The following is a 19378-nucleotide window of genomic DNA, read 5'->3' as shown; positions in this document are numbered from 1 at the left end:
GCTTGTAGACGTCTTCGGTGCCGGAGGGGCGGGCGGCGAACCACGCGGACTCGGTCTGCACCTTCAGGCCGCCGATCGCGGCGCCGTTGCCGGGCGCGTGCGAGAGCTTCGCGATGATCGGCTCACCCGCGAGTTCGGTGGCGGTCACGGCATCCGGCGACAGCTTCGACAGGGCCGACTTCTGCGCGGGCGACGCGGGGGCGTCGACGCGCTGGTAGGCCGAGGCACCGAACTCGGCCTCGAGCTCGGCGTACCGCTGCGACGGCGTCTTGCCGGTGACCGCGAGGATCTCGGCGGCGAGCAGGCAGAGCAGGATGCCGTCCTTGTCGGTGGTCCACACCGTGCCGTCCTTGCGGAGGAACGACGCACCGGCCGACTCCTCGCCGCCGAAGGCGACGGAGCCGTCGAGCAGCCCGGGGACGAACCACTTGAAGCCGACCGGAACCTCGAGCAGCTGCCGCCCGAGCGAGGCCGCGACGCGGTCGATGATCATCGACGACACGAGGGTCTTGCCCACGGCGGCGTCGGCGGGCCAGTTCGGCCGGTGCGAGAACAGGTAGTCGATCGCGACCGCGAGGTAGTGGTTGGGGTTCATCAGCCCCGCGTCGGGCGTGACGATGCCGTGACGGTCGGCGTCGGCGTCGTTGCCGGTGAGGATGTCGTACTCGTCACGCGCGGCGACGAGTGACGCCATGGCCGACGGCGACGAGGGATCCATGCGGATCTTCTCGTCCCAGTCCAACGTCATGAACTTCCATGTCGGGTCGACCTCGGGGTTCACGACGGTGAGGTCGAGGCCGTACACCTCGGCGATGAGCGCCCAGTACTCGACCGACGCTCCGCCGAGCGGGTCGGCGCCGATGCGGACTCCGGCGCTCTTGATCGCGTCGACGTCGATGATGGATGCCAGATCCCGCACGTACGCGTCACGGAAGTCGTACTGGCCCAGGCCGTCGAGGTCGATGTCGGCGTGACGGGTGCGCTTCACGCCCTCGAGACCCGCGGCGATGAGCTCGTTCGCGCGATCGGCGATCCAGCCGGTTGCGTCGGTGTCGGCGGGGCCGCCGTGCGGGGGGTTGTACTTGAAGCCGCCGTCGCGCGGAGGGTTGTGCGACGGGGTGACGACGATGCCGTCGGAACGGCCCGGGTCGTCGAGAGCGCGGCCGCGGTTGTAGGTGAGGATCGCGTGGCTGAGCGCGGGGGTGGGCACCCACGAATCGCGGGAGTCGACGCGCACGTCGACGCCGTTCGCGACGAGCACCTCGATCGCGCTGCGCTCGGCGGGCAGCGACAGGCCGTGCGTGTCACGACCGAGGAACAGCGGTCCGGTGATGCCCTGCGCGGCGCGGTAGTCGACGATCGCCTGGGTCGTGGCGAGGATGTGGTCCTCGTTGAAGCTCGTGCTCAGCGAGGATCCGCGGTGACCACTGGTGCCGAATGCGACGCGCTGCTCCGGGATCGCGGCATCCGGTCTGCGGTCGTAGTACGCCGCGATCAGTTCGTCGATGTCGATGAGATCGGATGCCTCTGCGGGCTGCCCTGCGCGACTGCTCATGTGCCCAGTCTGCCCGGTGCATCCGACATGCGCACACGCGACGGCACATTCCAAGGGAATCCGTCGGCCCGGAGCGTTCCCGTCGGCCTTTTCCCGAGTTTTCACCCTATGCACGCGCATACGTCATACTCATCGCCATGGGTGCCGGAGTTGATGCGCGCGTGGCGATCGTCGACGACCACGAGCTGGTCGCTCTGGCCGTCAAGAACCTCCTCGCGGATGCGAAGCGCCTGAGCTTTGCGCGGCACGCCGACACCGTCGCGGCTCTGGTCTCCCGCCCTCGCGACGCCGATCTGGTGCTCCTCGACCTGAGCCTTCGCGACGGTTCCACTCCCGCCGAGAACGTCGCCTCCCTGCGGCGGTGGGGCGCGCACGTCCTCGTGCTCACCTCGGGTGAAGATCCCTTCCTCGTGCGGGCGGCCTCGAGGGTCGACGTGGCGGGAATCGTCCGCAAGTCCGCCCCGCCGGCAGCCGTGCTCGAGGCGATCACGACGGCCGCCTCCGGCGAACACGTCGCCACGACCGAGTGGGCATCCGCCGTCGACGCCGACCCGCTGCTGCAGGGCGCGCCCCTCACCGAGCGCGAGCGGGAGGTGCTCGGCCTGTACGCGTCCGGACTCGGCGCCCGAGAGGTCGCCGCCCAGCTCTTCATCTCCGAGAACACCGTCAACGATCACCTCCGGCGCATCCGCGCTGTCTATCAACTGGTGGGCCGCCCGGCGACGTCCAAGGTCGAGCTGTATCAGCGCGGGATCGAAGACGGGTTCGTCCCCGGCCCCCGCCGTGTCTGACGAGAAGAGGGGCCTGCGCGCCGCCCGCCTCGTCGTCATGCGGGCGTCAGCGTTCCTGGTAGTCGTCGTCGCCGTCGTCAACGCCGGCTTCGTGAGTCCGGGCAACAACGTCCTCCCGCTCTGGTACGGCGCTCTCGGGATCACCGCAGGGGCCGTCACTCTCGCTGTCGGCCTCCTATCGTCGCTGCTCGGGACACGCACCCTCCGCGCCGGAGCCGCGGTGGCGGTGGCGATGTACGTCGTCTTCGTCGCCCTGTTCCCGCTGGCGGCGCACGCAGGGCACGTGGAACGGATGCCATGGCCACTGACGGCTTCGAGCGCCACGGTCGCGGCCGCTCTCGTCGCGGGTGGGATGCGGTGGGGCTGGATGACGGTGCTCTACGGGGCCGCGGCGGGGGTCTTGTATCGACTGGTGTTCGGCGGCTTCGACGTCGACGGTGTCATCAACGACGCGCACGCGGTCCTCACCGCATCGGTCATCTGCGTCCTCGGCGGATACGTCCTCTCCTCGGGGGCGGTGCTCGACGACGCGGCTGCCGCGCGACGAGAGGCCGGCTCTCGCGAGTACGCCGAGAAGGGGCGACTCGCGGCCCGCACGCGCACGGCAGCGCTCGTGCACGACGAGGCCCTCGCGACGCTCGCGTTGGCGGCATCCCCGCTTCCGGTGCCGACGGACCGACTTGCCACTCAGGCGCGGCGCGCGGCGGACATGCTCACACGTCTCGTCGACGATGACGCCGGTGGCGCCGAGCTTCTCGAAGCCGCTCTCGCGGCGGAGGCTCGCGCCTTCGGCGCCGAGTTCGTCGGCCCTGCCGAGAACGTACCGCCGTTGCCGCCCGCGACCCGGGAGGCGATCCTCGGCGCCGCCCGTCAGGCCCTCGACAATGCCCGACGCCATGCCCCCGGAGCACGCCGCTCCCTGAGCGTCCGTGCGAGCGGCGGGGTCGTCGAGGTCGAGATCGCCGATGATGGCGAAGGATTCGACCCGTCCCGCATCGCGGACGATCGACTGGGTGTGCGTCAGAGCATCGTCGGCCGGATGGCCAGGCTCCCCGGCACCGCGGCACGAGTGGAGTCCGCGCCGGGGGAGGGGACGCGCGTCGTCCTGTCATACGTCCCGGCGAGCGCCGCCGAGGTCACGGCGCTGGGTGATCGTCGATCTCTGCTGCGCGGAACAGCCCTGGTCGGTGTCGGCTTCGTCGCACTGCAGGTTTTGTGCGCCATTGTCATGGTGATCAACGCTCCGTCCTCGTGGCCGCGTCAGCTGGCGATCCTGCTCGTGGTCGTCGTCGCCGCGGAGGTCCTCCGGCGATCCCCGGGACTCGTTCCCACGCGGGGGCGGACGATCGTCGTCGTCGCGGCGGCGGTGCTCGGGGCGGTCATCACCATGGTCGCGGCGCCGATGACGTACGGCGAGCTCTGGCCCATCGTCGCTTTGGCGTTCCTGTTGGTCGGGGTCGCGGTCCGGGGCCGGTTCGGTGTCGCTCTGGTCGCTGCGGCGGTCGTGGTCGCCGTGGTTGTCGTCGGCGGGATCATCGACCGCGTTCCCGTCGGTCAAATTCTCACCCTGACTACCCGTCCCGCCCTCATCGTCGTCATGGCCACGGTGATGCTGCTGATCGTCCGACGGATGCAACGACGCGTCGCCGCGCTCCATGATCAGGCTGTCGCGGCGGCGGAGCAGGAGAGCTGGTCGCGCGGCGCGAGTGCGGAGCTGCGCGAGCGCACCGACGATCTGGCGCGCACCGTTGTCCCGCTGCTCTCCCGGATCGGCGAGGGGCTCCCGGTGTCCGACGCCGACCGGCGGGAGTACGCCGCGCTCGAGGGATCCCTCCGCGACGGCCTGCGCGCGGGCGCTCTGTCTCGCGAGCCTCTGCGCGGAGCGGTCGCGGCGGCGCGCGGTCGCGGCGTCGACGTGGTCCTGCTCGACGACAGCGACCAGAGCCTGTCGGACACCGACATCCGCGCCGTGACGACCTGGATGGTCGACGCGGTGGCCCAGGCGCAGCGGAGTGCCGTCGGTCGGCTCCTTCCGCCGGGAAGACAGACGGTGGCGAGCGTCACGATCGACGGACGACCGCTCCTCTTCGAGGATGCCGCTCACGGGACCGCTGAGGGCGCCGCTCAGGGCTCGGTCACGAGCTTCCAGGGCGAGTAGTCCCGGTCCGTCACGGATCGGTCGGGGCGTTGACCCCGAGACCACCACTTGGCCTCGTACCCGCTGCCGTTGTACATGACGCGGTCGCCCTGGTTGTAGAGGTCGCCCGCGACCCACTCGGGATAGGTCCCCGCCGGAAGCTGAGGCAGGGCGTAGGGCTTGTCGCCGGGCAGCACGGGACCGACGTAGGTCCAGGCCGAGGCGGCGGCATCCAGGGTCGGGTCATCCGGGACCGCGCCGTCTTCGTTCCACCACTTCGACACGTAGACCGACCCGTGCCACACGACGAAGACGCCCGCCGAGTAGAACGACTGCGACGACCAGACGGGGAAGGGGCTGGTCACGGGATCGTCCGCGATGACGGGGGAGTCGTCTTCGGGCGCGATCCGCCCCGAGGGGGTGCCGTCGCGCCCGGCGCCCAGCACGTCCGAGAACGTCTCTCCCGCCTGCTCGACGCCGCTGCACGACACCGACACGGTCCGCGGATGCGGGTAGTTGGTGCCGCAGGTGCGGTCGCGGTTCACCGACCACAGCGACAGGCGCTCGATACCCACTTCGTCGGCGAACGCCGCGAGAGCGTGCGCGTCGTCGAGGCTGAACACCTCGTGCTCGACGTCGTTCTGCCCGATCATCGGCGTCGCTCCGAGCAGCGACCACGCCCCTCCGGCGGGCAGCGGCAGCTTCCGTTCGTTCCACGCGGTCTCGAGCTGCGCGGCGGTCGCTCGCAGCGCGCCGATCGACAGGTCGGCCATCGACACCGAGCGGTCGTCGGCGTTGAAGTTCATGGTCATCGCGTTCACCCCCGCGATCGACACCCCGGCATCCATCAGCGACGACACCTGCGCGACACCGTCGTCGGTCAGTCCATTCGGGGCCACGGGCAGGGTGAGCCAGACGTCGAGCGGTCGTCCGTCCGCGGCGCGCTCCCGCTGGAGCTGGGCGACCGCGGCCGCCCGCCTCGCCGTCGCCGCGGTGTCGCGAAGCGCGTCGCCCTCGATGTCGAGGTCGATGACGTCGATGCCGTACCGGTCGAGAACCAGACCGTAGGCGCGGGCGAGGGCGTCCACGGTGGAGCAGGCCGACGCCAGTTCCGTGTTGATCGCGCCCCCGAACGACACGGCGAGCGGGCGCCCCTCGCGGCGCAGGCGCTCCACGCGGCGGTCGAGGTGGAATCGTGATGCCGCGTCGTCGAGCGTGTACGCCTTACCCCAGGTCGGCGTGCAGTCGGCGTCTCCGGCCGCCACGACGAACGCGAGCACGATTCCGCCCGGGCCCTCGGCCATGGTGCTCCGCGCGAGCTGCTCGCCGCTGTCGAGCGTGACGTCGTAGTAGCCGGCGAACCACCGGTCCGAGCCCGGCGCGGTGGCCGGCGTCGTGAGGACGGGCACGACGGCAGCCGCGGCCCCGGCCCCGACGACGGCGAGAGCCGCGAGCACGGTCAACGCGACCCGCCCGAACGACAGGCGTCGCCCCTCGAAGCGCGAGCGGGCGGGTGCCATGACGGGGCTCACGCGACGGCTCCGGTCGCGTCCAACGGGCCGTCGTCGAGCACGGCCGCCCAGCGCGCGCGACCGAGGTCGGGCGCGGGCGCCGGCACCACCGGGGTGACCCAGATCCAGTCGAGCCACGCGAACCACAGGTCCGAGACCGTGTGCCGGATGCCGATCAGCCGCGTGATCGCCCACAGGATCGCGAGCGCCGTGAAGGCGGCGAACACCGTCGTCCCCCACGCCTGAGTGAACACGGATCGAACGGCGACCGCGATCGCGATGCCCGCGATCGCGAGCGGAGCGAGCAAATACAGAGCGGGCACGCGGGTTCGCGTCGAGACCTTCGGGGTGCGGGCGAATCGGGCTCGTCGACCGCTCAACACCTGGACGAGAGAGGCGGCGCTTCCCGCGAGGTTCACGGGCAGCAGGAGCAGGTTCAGCCCGTAGATCGCGGCGACGTCCCGGCGGTGATAGCCGAGCGCGTGCAGGTCGGAGGCCATCTCGGTGAAGTACGGCACGGCGATGAGAAGCAGCAGCACCGTGACCAACTGCCCGTCCATCGGGTACAGCGTGAGGACCGCGAGCAGCCCGAGGGTCACCCACGACACCGAGCCCAGGTAGTTCATCCTCAGCAGCCGTTGCGCGAGCCCGAGCGGCCGCCCCTCGCGCCGACGCTGGAGCGCCAACGCGTGCAGTCTCGGCAGCACGAGCAGCCCGCCGTCCGCCCATCGTCGTCGCTGGATCACCAGCGTCCCGAAGTCCGGAGGCGTCGCGCTGTAGCTCAGCCGCTCCGGGTAGTTCAGCAGCGACCACCCGTGCGCGGCGATGTCAATCGACGACTCGGTGTCTTCGATCGCGGTGCGGTCGGAGATGAACCGGACGACGCGGATGCCGTCCTCCCGGCTTTCACGCCGGAGCGAGCGGACGGCTTCCCACCGCAGGATCGCGTTCGCCCCCACCCAGAAGGTGGCGTCGAAGGCGGTCAGCCCCTGGTGGACGATGTGCTGCAGGTCGGTGGTCGCCCCCGCGAGCCGTTCCAGGCGCGTCGGTGCTCCGCGATACGCCGAGTAGGGAGTCTGGATCACGGCGACGCTGGCGTTCTCGGGCTGTTCGAGGGCGTGGATCAGACGCATGCAGTACCCGGGCAGCAGCATCGAGTCGGCGTCCAGGGTCAGCACGTAGTCGCTCTCGGGAACGTCGAGATCCGCGGGGCCCTCGTCGACCCGCTCGAGGGCGACACCCCCGACCCCCGCCTGCTCGCGGTACCGGCCGCCCATCAGCCCGAGGTACGCGTTGAGGTTCATGGCCTTGTTCGCCGTGTGCGGGAGGTTCGTGTACCGGCGCCGTTCGAAGGTCCGGGCTCGGAAGCCGAAGGTCCGCACGAGCCGATCCATCAGGTGACGGGCGCGTTCGACGGCGAGCGGTGGTTCCCCGGCCTCCGCGGCCTCGCTGAGCGCGGTGGCCGTGGCATCCAATTCGCCGGCGAGCCGTCCCAGGACCTGTTCGACGAAGAACACCTCCACGTGCGTCGTCGCGGGTTCCTCCGCAGCGCGAGCCCGCAGCCACTGGGCGCACGCGGCGTGCTCGCGCATCACGACCTCGGTCGCCTCCGCATCGCCGATCGCCTCGTCCCGTATCCGGGCAGCGGCAGCCTCGACCCGGTCGACGACGGGACGCAGCGTCGCCGTGAGTTCGTCGGTGAGCCGACGGCATCCCTCCAGCCCCGCCCGCGCGTCGTCGTCGACGGGGGAGGGGTCGTCGTCGAGCAGCAGCACGATGTCGATGCGGGGGAACTCCTGCAGCGCCACCGACCACAGCCCCATCCGCACGAGCGCGGGATCCTCCGCCCGCGAGGGCAGCAGCGCTGTGAGCCGGGGCTCGCGGCCCGCGAAGTGCTCGTCGAGCACGATGCGGCGCGTCCGCCGGTGGGCGGCGAATCGCGGCAGGGCGCCGGAGCGCGCGAGCAGGTGCATGCACGCCGAGAGGGTGAGGAACGTGACCGAGACGAGGAACACCGCGGTGGTGATGAGTTGGGCGGCGTCGACGAGCGCCCCGCCGCGTGAGAGGGCGACGACGACGGTGGCGCAGTACAGCACCCACATGAGCGCGCACAGCACCACGGCGAGGCGCGCGCGGGCGATGCGTCGCGCGGAGGGGCGCGCGTGCGTGACGGGTTGCGGTGTCGCGTCGCGGTCGGTTCCGCGCTGACGGCGAGGAGGAACGACGATGGTCTTCTCGGGCATGGTGGCTGGCCTTCGAGCGAGTGCCCGGCGGGTCGGGTCCCGCCGGGCAGGCATCGGTGGGGGTCGACGCCTACGTCGTATCGTCCTCGTTCGTCGTCGACGGCACGGGTGGTTCGCCCACCGATTCAGGTGGTTTGCGAATGGATGCCGGGCTCCGCCGCCGAGGGGGCCGCCGCGACCGAGCGGGTCGGCACAACTCCGCTCGATCCCGGCGCACTAGGCTGAGCCGGTGCTGCCCGACACAGACCACACCCCCGTCCGCCGTACCTACAGCTACCTCGGCCCCGCCGGTACCTTCACCGAGGCCGCGCTCGCCCAGGTGCCCGAGGCGCGCGACCAGATCTGGCGGCCCGTCCGCAATGTCGGCGAGGCGCTCGCGGATGTCGTCGAGGGGCGATCGGATGCCGCGATGATCGCGATCGAGAACTCCGTCGACGGCGGCGTCTCCACCGCGCAGGACGCGCTGGCCACGGTGCCGGGCCTGCGCATCGTCGGCGAGTACCTCGTGCCGGTGAATTTCGTGCTCGTGGGGCGTCCGGGCGCGACCCTCGCCGACGTGTCGCTCGTCGCCGCTCATCCCGTGGCGTACGGCCAGTGCCTGAAGTGGCTGAGCGAGCACGTGCCCGCGCACGCGCACCTGCCCGCCGAGAGCAACGTCGCGAGCGCCCTCGGTGTTCTCGACGGCACGAGCGCCGCGGATGCCGCGATCGCCGCTCCCGGCATCGTCGCCCACCACGATGTCGCGGTGCTGGCCGAGAACATCGGCGACAACCCCAACGCGGTGACGCGCTTCGTGCTCGTGAGCCGCACCGTGGCCCCGGCCCCGCCGACGGGGGCCGACAAGACCTCGCTCATCGTCGAGCTGCCCGAGGACCACCCGGGTGCGCTTCTCGAACTGCTCGAGCAGTTCGCCACCCGGGGCATCAACCTGAGCCTTCTGGCATCCCGCCCCATCGGCGACGCGCTCGGTCGCTATCGCTTCGTCATCGACGCCGACGGACACGTGCAGGACGAGCGCATGGCCGATGCCCTCCTCGGCCTTCGCCGGTTCAGCCCCAAGGTGATCTTCCTCGGCTCGTACGCGCGTGCGGACCGCGCGATCGTCCGCTACCCGCAGCGGTACAGCGACGACGTCTTCGTCGAGGCCCGTGACTGGCTCCGCGGCCTGCTGAGCGGAGAGCCCGAGGCCTGACGGCCCGCCCGCTGCTCCCGGTGGCTTCGACGGGCTCAGCCACCTCGCGTGCGATGCATGCGTGGTCGCGCGGCGGAGGTGCCTGAGCCTGCGGAGGTGCCTGAGCCTGCGGAGGTCCCTGAGCCTGCGGAGGTGCCTGAGCCTGTCGAAGGGACCGGGACCACAGACCGTCAGGCCGCGACGGCCGCCGGCGCCGCGATGAGCTCGAGCGTCTGGGCGCGCCCCTCAGAACCCTCGCCGTCGTACGCGCCCGCGACGGGCGACACCATGATCTCGTCGACGCCGTGCTGCGCGGCGAAGGCGGCGAGCTGCGCCTGGACGTCAGCACCCGTGCCCACGAACCACTTCTGCCGCGTCGAGGCCATGATCGACTGCGCCATCGCGTCGAACGGATCGGCCTTCGCCTGCTCCACCGTCTCGAGCGGCGTCAGGGGACGGTTCGTGCGCAGTCGCGCCATCATCCGCAGCTGCGGCAGCGCGCGCTCCTCGGCCTCCTCGGCGGTGGGGGCGGCGACGACATTGGCGGTGACGAAGGTGCGCGGCCCCGCGCCCGACTCGTTCGGGACGAACTGGTCCCGGTACAGCCGCAGCGCGTGCTCCAGCCCTTCGCCGGCGAAGTGGTTCGCGAACACGTACGGCAGACCGAACGAAGCCGCGAGCTGCGCCGAGTAATCGCTGGAACCGAGCAGCCAGATCTCCGGCATCCCGGATGCCAAGGGGGTGGCCTTGACCTGATACTCGGTGCCCGAGGTGAACCGGACCGTGGCCCCCTCGGGGGAGGTGAGCGCCATGATGTCGGTCACGTGGTCGGGGAAGCGCGAGACGTCGCTCGTGGTGCCGGAGCGGTTCAGCAGCTGCGTGATGACCGGGTCGCTGCCGGGCGCGCGGCCGATACCGAGGTCGATGCGGCCGGGGGCGATCGCCTCGAGTGCGGCGAACTGCTCGGCCACGATGAGCGGCGAGTGGTTCGGCAGCATCACACCGCCCGACCCCACGCGGATGCGCGAGGTGCGGGCGGCGGCCGCCGCGATGAGAACCGGGGGAGTCGTCGACGCCACAGCGGGCATGTTGTGATGCTCGGCGAACCAGTACCGGCGGTAGCCGAGGCGGTCCGCGCGCTCCACCAGGTCGAGAGCCGCGGCCACGGCTTGAGCGCTGGTCTGTCCCGTGCGAACCGGGACGAGGTCGAGAACAGAGAGGGAGGGCATCACCCCCGAGACAACCCCGCGGACACGCCCTCTATTCCGTGGGTGCCGAGACGGCAACCCCCCTCGCCACGTGCCGCCGGGCGACCTAGCCTCCCGGGCATGAACGACGATCAGCCCGGTGACATGCCAAGCGACAGGAGCACGATGGTGCGGACGCAGATCGCTATCGACGAGGCATCCTTCTTCCTCGCGCAGGGGCAGGACCTCGTCGCGCTGAAGGCGCGGATCGAGGATGCCGTCCACGCGGGCGGCGGTTTCGTGTCGTTCGTCGTCGTCGGCAATCGCGAGGTGAGCGCCCTCTTCACCCCGCACTCGCGAGCGATCCTCTCGGTCGAGACCGTGCCGTACGACGCGCGCGACACGGGCGACTCCGACGACCCGTACGGCGGGTTCTTCGACGACTGAGCCGGCGGCATCCATCCTCAGCTTTCTCCCAGGCAGTCGCCGTGACGAATCCGCTTCCCGCCCCGTCTTACCTATGACATCGCGGGACACACGGTCCCGGAGACGACGGAAGGAAAGTGACATGGCCACCACCACGAACACCACCCCCACCACCGCCACGAAGGACGGCGGCTCGACCGTCATCGTCGACGCCGTCGTCGCGAAGGTCGCCGGCATCGCCGCGGCCGAGGTTCCCGGCGTCCACGCCCTCGGTGGCGGTGCGGCCCGCGTGATCGGCAACATCCGCCAGGCCGTGGGCGCGAAGGACTACGCGCAGGGCGTGAGCGTCGAGGTGGGCGAGACCGAGGTCGCCGCCGACATCGCGATCCAGGTCGACTACCCCGAGCAGCTGCAGCGTGTCGCGTCGGACGTCCGCGCGGCCGTGCACCAGGCCATCACCGAGCTCGTCGGCATGAAGGTCGCCGAGATCAACGTGACCGTGGTCGACGTCTACATCCCGGGCGACGACGACGAGGATGCCGCGGACGACACGCGCGTCAACTGACACCCGTCTGTCAGGGGCGTCACCGAGAGGTGGCGCCCCTTTCGCGTGTCCGGAGGCCGGAGCAGGTGCTCATCGGGACGGGGACGTCACCTGGGAGCGGAAGAAGGCATCCGCGATGCTGCGCACCATCGCCGGGTCTTTGTGCAGGGGGGCGTCTTCGAAGGGAGCAGCCGCCTCGATCTGGTCCGTGACGAACCGTTCGAGCACGTCCGGAGCTGCCCCGGTGCCCAGCTCGCGCGTCCGCGCCTTGAGCGCGATCAGCTCGGTCGCGGCGTCGCGCACATCGCCGCCGACATCGCCCTCAGCGAGTAGGCGAGGCAGGTCCATCGGTGGGACCACGGCGTCGGGGTGCGTCTCGAGCCAGCGCAGGGCGGCTGCCGGCCGCAAGGCGTAGAAGAACCGCTTCAGGCTGCTCGCGCCCGCTCGCTGCTGGCGGGCGACGTGCAGATAGTGCCGACCGATCGCGGCGCGCTCCACGGTCTCCTCGGCGAGTGCCCGCAGGTCCGCGCGGAACGTCTCGTCTCCCGAATAGACGATGGGTGAGTTGAGCCACTCGATAGCGGTGGCGTTACCTTTCACGATCAGCGCGACGGTCTTGGCGAGGTCCCAACCGTTGACGTCGAAGATCTCGTCGAGCGGTGTCTCGATCACATCCCGCTCGGGCCAGAGCGAGAGGTAGCTCTCCACGGGCCGGACGAAGAGGAAGCGGCAGTCGTAATCGCTGTCGGGCGAGGGGAATCCCCACGCGCGGCTTCCGCTCTCGATCGCCCACCGGATCCGTACCCGGTGCTCGGCTTCGACGGTCGCCAACCTCCGGTCGATCTCGGCGACGACGGTGGGGTCGAGGGAAGACGGCACGGCGCGCATCGCTCGACGATAGCGCCCGGCGTCGTGCGCACGGGGAGCCGTCAGCCGCCGTGCCGGACCTCGGCGTAGGCGTCGAGCGCCCGCCGACGCGTCTCGCCGAGGTCGACCATCGGCTCTGGCGGATTCTCGCTCAGGAACTCCGGTGCCCACTCCCGCACGTACTCGTCGTGCGGGTCGAACTTCTTGCGCTGCGTGTCCGGATTGAACACGCGGAAGTACGGGGCGGCATCCGCGCCGGATCCCGCGACCCATTGCCAGTTGAAGGGGTTGCTCGCGGCATCCGCGTCGACGAGGCAGTCCCAGAACCACTGCTCCCCGTGTCGCCAGTCGATCAGCAGGTTCTTGATCAGGAAGGATGCCGTCACCATGCGCACCCGGTTGTGCATGACGCCGGTCTTCCACATCTGACGCATCCCGGCATCCACGACCGCGACGCCCGTTCTGCCCTGCTGCCAGGTCTCGAGGTGTGCGCGGTTCAGGCGCGGCCAGGGGAACGCGTCGAAGTTGCGGCGCCAGTTCACGGTCGCGATGTCGGGGGAGTGGTAGGTGACGTGCCACGCGAACTCGCGCCACACGAGCTCCGACAGGAACCCGCTCGCGCTCTTCGCGTGCTCTCCCGAGCCGCGGTGCTCGATCGTGTCGTGCCACACCTGGTAGGGACTCAACTCTCCCCAGCGCAGGCGCGGCGAGAGGTTCGAGGTCGCGCCTCCCGCGAACTCGTCGCGATAGGTCGAGTAGTCGCCGAGGTCGTCGTCGAGGAACTCCCGCAGCCGTGTCTTCGCGGTCGGCTCGCCCGGCTCCCACGTCTCGCGCAGGCCGCCGGCCCAGTCGGGCTTCGTGGGCAGCAGGTCCCAGGCACCGAGTTCGTCGCCGTCGACGTGCCCGTCGAACCCCGGCACCTTGAGCGCCTCCGGCATCGGCGGACGCGGAGCGGGAAGCTTCTGCACCGCGCGGGCGAACGGGCTGTACACGCCGTAGGGCTTGTCGGCCTGCGTGCGCACCGTCCACGGTTCGTAGAGGAGGTTCGCCGCGAACGACGCGACCGTCACGCCGTCGTCGCGCAGCTTCTCCTTGAGCTCCGCGTCGATCTCGCGCTCGACTCCGCCGTAGCGCCGGTTCCAGAACACCGCCCCCGCACCGACCTCGTCGACGACGGCCGGTACGACCTCGGACGCGCGGCCTCGACGCAGCACCAGCTGTCCGCCGCGCTCTTCGAGACGTTCGCCGAGGGATGCCAGAGACCCGTGCAACCACCAGCGCGCCGCCCCGCCGATCCGGCGCACCCCGTCGGACTCCTCGTCCAGGACATACAGCGCCACGATCGGCTCCTCGCGGTCGAGGGCCGCGCGCAGCGCGGGGTTGTCGGTCAGTCGGAGGTCGTCGCGGAACCACACGATCGAGGGCGAAGCCATCCCCCGACGCTATCCACCGCGGCATCCGTCGATCCGGGCTTGACACCCGCCCGCGCGATCGGCCCGCCGGCCCCGTCAGAGCGTCGAGACGTCGTGCCCCTTCGGCAGTGCCACGACGAGACCGTCCGCCACGATGCGCGTGTAGATGCGCGTCGCCTCGCCGAACTCGTCGCCGTCGAGCTCGATCGGCTGTGCCGGGGCCGTCGCGAGCTCGATGCCCGTGCCGCGGAGGTACCGCACCGACGTGTCCTTTCGGCGTTCGAGCACACGGCGACCGGCGCGGAAGCGGCGCAGAACGGAGTTGTCCCACACGATGCTTCTCCACACGCCCAGCCAGCCCAGCACTCCGGTCGGCTGGAGCACGGCTACGTCGAGGCGACCGTCGGCGATGGAGGCGTCGGGGATCAAGGCCACGCCCCCTTGCAGGGCGCCGCAGTTCGCGAAGAGCACGCTGTGCACCTTCGCCGAGTGCAGGCGGTGTTCGTCCAACTGGTACATCACGCGGAACGGCTTCGCGTTCACGAGGGAGCGGGCGGCGCCGTCGACGTACGCGACCCAGCCGACCTGCTTCTTCAGGTCGTCGCGGGTGTTCTGGATCATCGCGGCGTCCAGGCCCATGCCGGCCATGACCGAGAACCCGTGTTCCTCGACCTCGCCGTCGGCGCGGCGGATGCGAGCCAGCCCGGTGTCGATGGAATGGATGTCGCCCTCGAAGGTGGCGCGGATCATCGCGTCGGTGTCGGTCAGCGGGAGGTTCAGGTTGCGCGCGAGGAGGTTGCCCGTGCCGCTGGGCACGATCGTGAGCGGGATTCCGGTGGAGGTGAGGGCCTCGGCAACCGCACGCACGGTGCCGTCGCCGCCGGCCACGAGCACGGCATCCACCTTCTCGTCGAGAGCGGCGCGGGTCGCGTCGTCGCCGAGGTCGTCGACGGTCGTCTCGTAGAACAGCGGCTCGGCCCACTCGGCGTCGGCGGCGAGCTCGGCCACCCGGGCACGCAGCACCTCGGGCTCGACCTTCGTGGGGTTGTAGACGAGGGCGGCGCGCTTCTTCCGCGTGGGCTCGGCGTCCATCGGAGCCTCGCCGCCCTCGGCGTCGACGCGCTGCGTCTTGCCCGGGATCTCCGCCGACGAGTCGGGCGCGACGTCCTCCGGCTGATGGATGGTGTCGTCCGGCTCCGCGGCGTCCTTCGGATGCGGGACGTCCTTGCGCGGATGATCGGCCACGTCGTCACCCAGGCGAGCGGCGTCGAAGTGCTCGTGGGAGCCATCGGCTGCGGCCGCGTCGGCCTTCACGTCGGCGGGGGCGTCGTGGGGGACGTTCTCGGGGGACTCCGCGTCGTCACGCGGCTCGTCAGGGGCGGCCATGGCATCCACCATAGGACCGCGCGAGGGGTGCGAACCGGCTGAAGAGACGGGGTTGACGAGGGGATGCCGCGCGCGCATGAGCCGCGCGTGTCGCCGGCTCGTCCCGCGGGCAGGCGCAGACGACGGGAGGATGCCGAGACGTCGGTCGTCGCGAAGACACGCCCGGGTGTCTGCCGATCAGTGTGCCCCGCCCGAGGCGGAAGCAGCGGTCGGGTGCGACCGTAGGATGGACGCGTGATCGACCTGACTCTGCTGCGTGAAGATCCCGAGCTCGTGAAGCGCTCCCAGATCGCCCGCGGGGAGTCGCCGGATTCGGTGGACGAGGCCCTCGCCGCCGACCGCGACCGCCGCGCCGCCATCACCGCCTTCGAAGAGCTGCGCGCCGCGCAGAACGCGCACGGCAAGAAGGTGGCGCAGGCGCCGAAGGACGAGAAGGCCGCGCTCGTGGCCGAGGCCAAGCAGCTCAGCGAGCAGGTCAAGGCCGCACAGCACGCGGTCAGCGAGGCCGAGGCCGCCGCCGACGAAGCACTGGCGAAGATCGAGAACATCGTGCTCGAGGGAGTCCCCGCCGGCGGCGAGGAAGACTTCGTCACCCTCCGCACGCACGGCGAGATCCCGACCTACGACTTCGAGCCGCGCGACCACCTCGAGCTCGGCGAGAAGCTCGGCGCCATCGACATGGAACGCGGCACCAAGGTCTCGGGCAGCCGCTTCTACTTCCTCACCGGCATCGGTGCCCGTCTCGAGCTCGCGCTCATGACCCTCGCGCTCGACCGCGCGCTGCAGGCCGATTTCACGCCGATGATCCCGCCGACGCTCGTGCGCCCCGAGGTGATGCGCGGCACGGGCTTCCTCGGCCAGCACGCCGATGAGGTCTACCACCTCGACAAGGAAGACCTCTACCTCGTCGGCACGAGCGAGGTCCCGCTCGCCGGCTACCACATGGACGAGATCCTCGACCTCGAGCGCGGCGCGAAGCGCTACGCCGGGTGGTCCACGTGCTACCGCAGCGAGGCCGGTTCTTACGGCAAGGACACCCGGGGCATCATCCGCGTGCACCAGTTCAACAAGCTCGAGATGTTCGTCTACACCGACCCGGCAGATGCCGAGGCCGAGCACGACCGTCTCGTCGCGATGCAGGAGGGCATGCTGCAAGACCTCGGGCTGGCGTACCGCGTGATCGACGTCGCCGCGGGCGATCTCGGTTCCAGCGCCGCGCGCAAGTTCGACATCGAGGCCTGGGTCCCGACGCAGGACGCCTACCGCGAGCTGACCAGCACCTCGAACTGCACGACCTACCAGGCGCGCCGGCTTGAGACGCGTTTCCGCCCCGAGGGGGGCGGCAAGACCCAGCCCGTCGCCACTCTGAACGGCACGCTCGCGACCACGCGCTGGATCGTCGCCCTGCTCGAGACGCACCAGCGCGAAGACGGGTCGGTGACGGTCCCCGAGGTCCTGCGCCCGTACCTCGGCGGCCTCGAGGTCATGGAGCCGATCGCGTGACCGACGAGGCCGCTCTCCCCGACACCGGCGCCGTCGAGAGCGCGCCCAAGCAGGAGGCGGCTGACGTCGTCGCCGACCTCGCCGACGCTCCCGTCGCGCGGATGCTGATCGCGCTCGACGTTGACGGCACCGTGCTCCTCGAAGACGACACGCTCAGCCCCGGCGTCGTCGAGGCCGTCGCCGATGCTCAGGCGGCGGGCCACGAGGTGATGCTCGCCACCGGTCGGAGCTGGGACAGCACCCACACGATCATGGACCGCCTCGGCATCCGTCCCGAATACGCGGTGTGCTCGAACGGTGCGATCGTGATGCGTCGGATCGGAGAAGGGGATGCCGCGCCCTACGAGCGCGCGCACATCGAGACGTTCGATCCGACCGAGGTGCTCACCCTGCTCGGAGAGCACCTCGCGGGGGCGCACTTCCTTGTCGAGCTTCCCGACGGCTCGCGCCTGTTCACCGACTACCTCGACGACTGGAACCTCGAGGGCGCTAACCGCGTGACCTTCGATCAGCTGTCCGAACGGCCGGTCTGCCGTGTCGTCGTCGTCGCTCCCGAGAAGACCGACAAGGACTTCCTCCAGCTCGTCGAGCGCATCGGCCTCAGCCAGGTCTCGTACGCGATCGGCTGGACGGCGTGGCTCGACATCGCCCCGCAGGGCGTCGACAAATCCACCGCGCTCGAACTCGTGCGCGGGTGGCTGGGCATCCCGGCGGAGCGCGTGCTCGTCATGGGCGACGGCCGGAACGACATCGAGATGATGCAGTGGGCCGTCCGCAACGGCGGCCGCGCGATCGCGATGCACCAGGGACCCCCCGAGGTGCACGCTGCCGCCGGCGAGGTCGGCCTCTCGGTGACCGAGGGTGGCGTCGCCGCGGTATTGCGCGCGCTGTAGCCCCCTAGATGTGCGCGGCGTGCCCCGGACGGTGGCTCGCGACGCTCGCGACCAGCCACGCCAGCAGCCCGAACGGCGGCAGAAGCAGCAGCGCTGTCGCCCACGTGGCCTTGAGACCGACGGAGACGTGCGCGTCACGGACGGTGACGACGGTGGCCCAGATGGATGCCGCATAGATGAGCGCGAAGACGATGAGCATGGGGTTCCCCTCCTTGTCGAACAGGGCCCGCTGCGGAGGGCGGTGGGCTGTTTTCCCCGGTTTACGCCTGCTCGCGGGCGGATTCAAGCGGCGATGGTGTGCGCTGGGAGAACCGATACCCGCGGCTTAGCGTTCGTTCAGGAACGGATGCCGGACCCCGCCCAGGCCTCCTGCATCGCCGTCCGCAGGACCCGCGTATCGCCCCGATCGAGCGCGCGTCGACTGCGGTCGAACGCCGCGCGCGCGGCATCCCGAAACATGCCCGCGCGGTTAGGTGCGGTCGCGGCGAGTGAGGCGAGGCATTTCTGGAGGCGCACCTGGACCTCGATGTCGGCCGCTCCGTCGCGCGCGAGTGGGCGGAAGGCGTCGTGAACGAGGTCTCCCCACGTCGGCGGGGTCACGGAGACGCGCTCATGCTCGACATCGCGCGTCGGCTCGGTGAGAAGGGCCCGGGTGAAGACGCGCTGCAGGGCCGCGATCACCTCGATCGCCGTTCCCGGGTCGTTCGTCGCGGCCGAGAGCGCGCGGCTGCCGATCTCGGTGAGGGCGATCACCCCGAACCGGGGATCCTGTTCATAGGTGCGGTGGTGCTCGATCCGGAAGCAGCGACGGATGCCGGATCTCAGGCCGTCTTTGACTGTTCCGCGCACGAACACGAGTGGCACGCGGGCGTCGGTGATGCGGCCCGGTGCGGCGTGCACGTGGATGTCGACATCGTGGGAACGCGCGAGCCGATCGAGGCCGGCGATGTCGACGTGCGTGACATAGCCCACCTCCTCAGCGCCCACGGCTTCGGCATCCGCGGGGGTGCCGGTGCTTCGACGCGCGCCGAGCGCGGGGGAGGCGGCGAACACTTCGAGCGAGGTGGTCGCAGCCTTCTCGACGCGGTCGATCACGTCGGCCATGCGCCCGAAGGTGGCGAGGTGCGAGATCCATTGGAGAAGAGTCACCACGACGATTGCGATGATGACGATCGTGCCGACGAAGAGGATCGTCCGGCCCTGGTCGGTGTAGTAGCCGGTCGAGAGCGCGACGATCCCGACGAGAGAGAATGCGAAGGCTCCGACGAACGTCGACACGGCGTTCTGCGAGGTCGGGTCGGCGATGAGCAGCGAGGTCGAGCGCGGGGTCGCCGTTGTCGTGGCGGAGGAGAAGGCGGTGACCATCGCCGTCACCGAGAAGGTGCTCGCAGTAAGCATCGCCGTGGCGAGGATCTGCAGGAGCGATCCGACCGCGTTCTGCCCGAGGTCGATGGAGAGCGAGAACGGCAGCAGCGGCCCGAGGAACCGCGCCGCCAAGGCGACGAGCACCGCGGTCACTGTGAAGATCGCCGCCCGCACCCACACCTGGCGCCCGAGACGAAGGAAGAAGGATGCCACCGACCCGCGCACTGCTCTCGCCATGCGCTCGACGCTAGTCAGGCCCGCGCGTGGGAGCGGGGGCTGGACGCGCGCTCCGCTGCACCCTCGGTAGACTCGGACGACCGGGAGGGTTGTCCGAGCGGCCGATGGACCTGGTCTTGAAAACCAGTGGGCAGCAATGTCCCGTGGGTT

16 protein-coding genes are annotated in these 19378 nt (G+C 70.6%); 7 read left to right on the top strand and 9 right to left on the bottom strand.

From position 1 onward, the window contains the following. The coding region (gene pgm / locus P2P98_RS00085; protein ID WP_275795993.1) for a phosphoglucomutase (alpha-D-glucose-1,6-bisphosphate-dependent) at nucleotides 1-1555 on the bottom strand (1555 nt) is incomplete at its 3' end. A gap of 137 nt (nucleotides 1556-1692) precedes the next feature. Between pgm and P2P98_RS00080 the strand changes: the two genes are divergently transcribed. Beyond that, nucleotides 1693-2346, top strand: a complete 654-nt coding sequence (locus P2P98_RS00080; RefSeq protein WP_275795992.1) for a response regulator transcription factor — start codon at nucleotides 1693-1695, stop codon at nucleotides 2344-2346. After that, nucleotides 2339-4504, top strand: coding sequence for an ATP-binding protein (locus P2P98_RS00075; protein WP_275795991.1), 2166 nt, complete (start codon nucleotides 2339-2341; stop codon nucleotides 4502-4504). Before P2P98_RS00080 ends, P2P98_RS00075 begins: the two co-directional genes overlap by 8 nt. On the opposite strand, the gene P2P98_RS00070 is transcribed toward P2P98_RS00075, so the two are convergent. Together P2P98_RS00070 and P2P98_RS00065 are read right to left on the bottom strand one after the other, a co-directional pair. Continuing rightward, nucleotides 4471-6015, bottom strand: coding sequence for a carbohydrate-binding protein (locus tag P2P98_RS00070; protein WP_275795990.1), 1545 nt, complete (start codon nucleotides 6013-6015; stop codon nucleotides 4471-4473). The genes P2P98_RS00075 and P2P98_RS00070 overlap by 34 nt on opposite strands. Then, the gene (locus P2P98_RS00065; RefSeq protein WP_275795989.1) at nucleotides 6012-8237 is read right to left on the bottom strand and encodes a glycosyltransferase family 2 protein; all 2226 of its coding nucleotides are present in this window, start codon (nucleotides 8235-8237) and stop codon (nucleotides 6012-6014) included. The genes P2P98_RS00070 and P2P98_RS00065 overlap by 4 nt, the downstream gene beginning before the upstream one ends. 229 nt (nucleotides 8238-8466) lie before the next feature. Between P2P98_RS00065 and pheA the strand changes: the two genes are divergently transcribed. Further along, on the top strand, nucleotides 8467-9429 hold the full coding sequence (gene pheA / locus P2P98_RS00060; protein ID WP_275795988.1) for a prephenate dehydratase: 963 nt from the start codon (nucleotides 8467-8469) through the stop codon (nucleotides 9427-9429). 170 nt (nucleotides 9430-9599) lie between these two features. On the opposite strand, the gene P2P98_RS00055 is transcribed toward pheA, so the two are convergent. Beyond that, nucleotides 9600-10637, bottom strand: a complete 1038-nt coding sequence (locus P2P98_RS00055) for an LLM class flavin-dependent oxidoreductase (RefSeq protein ID WP_275795987.1) — start codon at nucleotides 10635-10637, stop codon at nucleotides 9600-9602. 99 nt (nucleotides 10638-10736) lie between these two features. On the opposite strand from P2P98_RS00055, the gene P2P98_RS00050 reads away from it, so the two are divergent. Together P2P98_RS00050 and P2P98_RS00045 are read left to right on the top strand one after the other, a co-directional pair. Continuing rightward, the gene (locus tag P2P98_RS00050; protein ID WP_275795986.1) at nucleotides 10737-11042 is read left to right on the top strand and encodes a hypothetical protein; all 306 of its coding nucleotides are present in this window, start codon (nucleotides 10737-10739) and stop codon (nucleotides 11040-11042) included. A gap of 121 nt (nucleotides 11043-11163) precedes the next feature. After that, nucleotides 11164-11586 (top strand): Asp23/Gls24 family envelope stress response protein, encoded by a 423-nt coding sequence (locus P2P98_RS00045; protein ID WP_275795985.1) that lies wholly within the window; start codon nucleotides 11164-11166, stop codon nucleotides 11584-11586. Nucleotides 11587-11655: 69 nt separating this feature from the next. On the opposite strand, the gene P2P98_RS00040 is transcribed toward P2P98_RS00045, so the two are convergent. The 3 genes from P2P98_RS00040 to P2P98_RS00030 form a co-directional block, all read right to left on the bottom strand. Then, the gene (locus P2P98_RS00040; protein WP_275795984.1) at nucleotides 11656-12453 is read right to left on the bottom strand and encodes a nucleotidyltransferase domain-containing protein; all 798 of its coding nucleotides are present in this window, start codon (nucleotides 12451-12453) and stop codon (nucleotides 11656-11658) included. A gap of 41 nt (nucleotides 12454-12494) precedes the next feature. Continuing rightward, a complete protein-coding gene (locus tag P2P98_RS00035) occupies nucleotides 12495-13865 on the bottom strand; it encodes a deoxyribodipyrimidine photo-lyase (RefSeq protein WP_275795983.1) in 1371 nt (456 codons plus the stop codon). A gap of 75 nt (nucleotides 13866-13940) precedes the next feature. Continuing rightward, nucleotides 13941-15230 carry a diacylglycerol kinase family protein gene (locus P2P98_RS00030; RefSeq protein WP_275795982.1) on the bottom strand — a complete coding sequence of 430 codons (1290 nt, stop codon included), beginning with the start codon at nucleotides 15228-15230 and terminating at the stop codon, nucleotides 13941-13943. Between the two features lie 234 nt (nucleotides 15231-15464). On the opposite strand from P2P98_RS00030, the gene serS reads away from it, so the two are divergent. Beyond that, nucleotides 15465-16733, top strand: coding sequence for a serine--tRNA ligase (serS, locus tag P2P98_RS00025; RefSeq protein WP_275795981.1), 1269 nt, complete (start codon nucleotides 15465-15467; stop codon nucleotides 16731-16733). Beyond that, complete coding sequence (locus P2P98_RS00020; protein WP_275795980.1) at nucleotides 16730-17626, top strand: HAD family hydrolase; 897 nt, start codon at nucleotides 16730-16732, stop codon at nucleotides 17624-17626. The genes serS and P2P98_RS00020 overlap by 4 nt, the downstream gene beginning before the upstream one ends. Before the next feature lie 4 nt (nucleotides 17627-17630). Here P2P98_RS00020 and P2P98_RS00015 read toward each other — a convergent pair whose 3' ends face one another. Both P2P98_RS00015 and P2P98_RS00010 read right to left on the bottom strand, forming a co-directional pair. Next, complete coding sequence (locus P2P98_RS00015) at nucleotides 17631-17825, bottom strand: PLDc N-terminal domain-containing protein (RefSeq protein ID WP_275795979.1); 195 nt, start codon at nucleotides 17823-17825, stop codon at nucleotides 17631-17633. Between the two features lie 137 nt (nucleotides 17826-17962). Further along, entirely contained in the window at nucleotides 17963-19228 is a 1266-nt protein-coding gene (locus P2P98_RS00010) for a DUF2254 domain-containing protein (RefSeq protein WP_275795978.1), read from the bottom strand. Between the last annotated feature and the right edge of the window lie 150 nt (nucleotides 19229-19378).

The organism is Microbacterium sp. Kw_RZR3, from assembly GCF_029222405.1.
Lineage (GTDB): Bacteria > Actinomycetota > Actinomycetes > Actinomycetales > Microbacteriaceae > Microbacterium.
The sequence above is the reverse complement of the archived record's forward strand: the minus strand, read 5'-3'. Positions and strand labels throughout refer to the sequence as shown.

Bases quoted from the DNA above. Each gene is read 5' to 3' on its own strand.
- P2P98_RS00030 (WP_275795982.1), bottom strand. From the start codon at position 15,230: ATGGCCGCCCCTGACGAGCCGCGTGACGACGCGGAGTCCCCCGAGAAC.
- P2P98_RS00055 (WP_275795987.1), bottom strand. From the start codon at position 10,637: ATGCCCTCCCTCTCTGTTCTCGACCTCGTCCCGGTTCGCACGGGACAG.
- P2P98_RS00065 (WP_275795989.1), bottom strand. From the start codon at position 8,237: ATGCCCGAGAAGACCATCGTCGTTCCTCCTCGCCGTCAGCGCGGAACC.
- P2P98_RS00035 (WP_275795983.1), bottom strand. From the start codon at position 13,865: ATGGCTTCGCCCTCGATCGTGTGGTTCCGCGACGACCTCCGACTGACC.
- P2P98_RS00080 (WP_275795992.1), top strand. From the start codon at position 1,693: ATGGGTGCCGGAGTTGATGCGCGCGTGGCGATCGTCGACGACCACGAG.
- P2P98_RS00040 (WP_275795984.1), bottom strand. From the start codon at position 12,453: ATGCGCGCCGTGCCGTCTTCCCTCGACCCCACCGTCGTCGCCGAGATC.
- P2P98_RS00015 (WP_275795979.1), bottom strand. From the start codon at position 17,825: ATGCTCATCGTCTTCGCGCTCATCTATGCGGCATCCATCTGGGCCACC.
- P2P98_RS00010 (WP_275795978.1), bottom strand. From the start codon at position 19,228: ATGGCGAGAGCAGTGCGCGGGTCGGTGGCATCCTTCTTCCTTCGTCTC.
- P2P98_RS00045 (WP_275795985.1), top strand. From the start codon at position 11,164: ATGGCCACCACCACGAACACCACCCCCACCACCGCCACGAAGGACGGC.
- P2P98_RS00050 (WP_275795986.1), top strand. From the start codon at position 10,737: ATGAACGACGATCAGCCCGGTGACATGCCAAGCGACAGGAGCACGATG.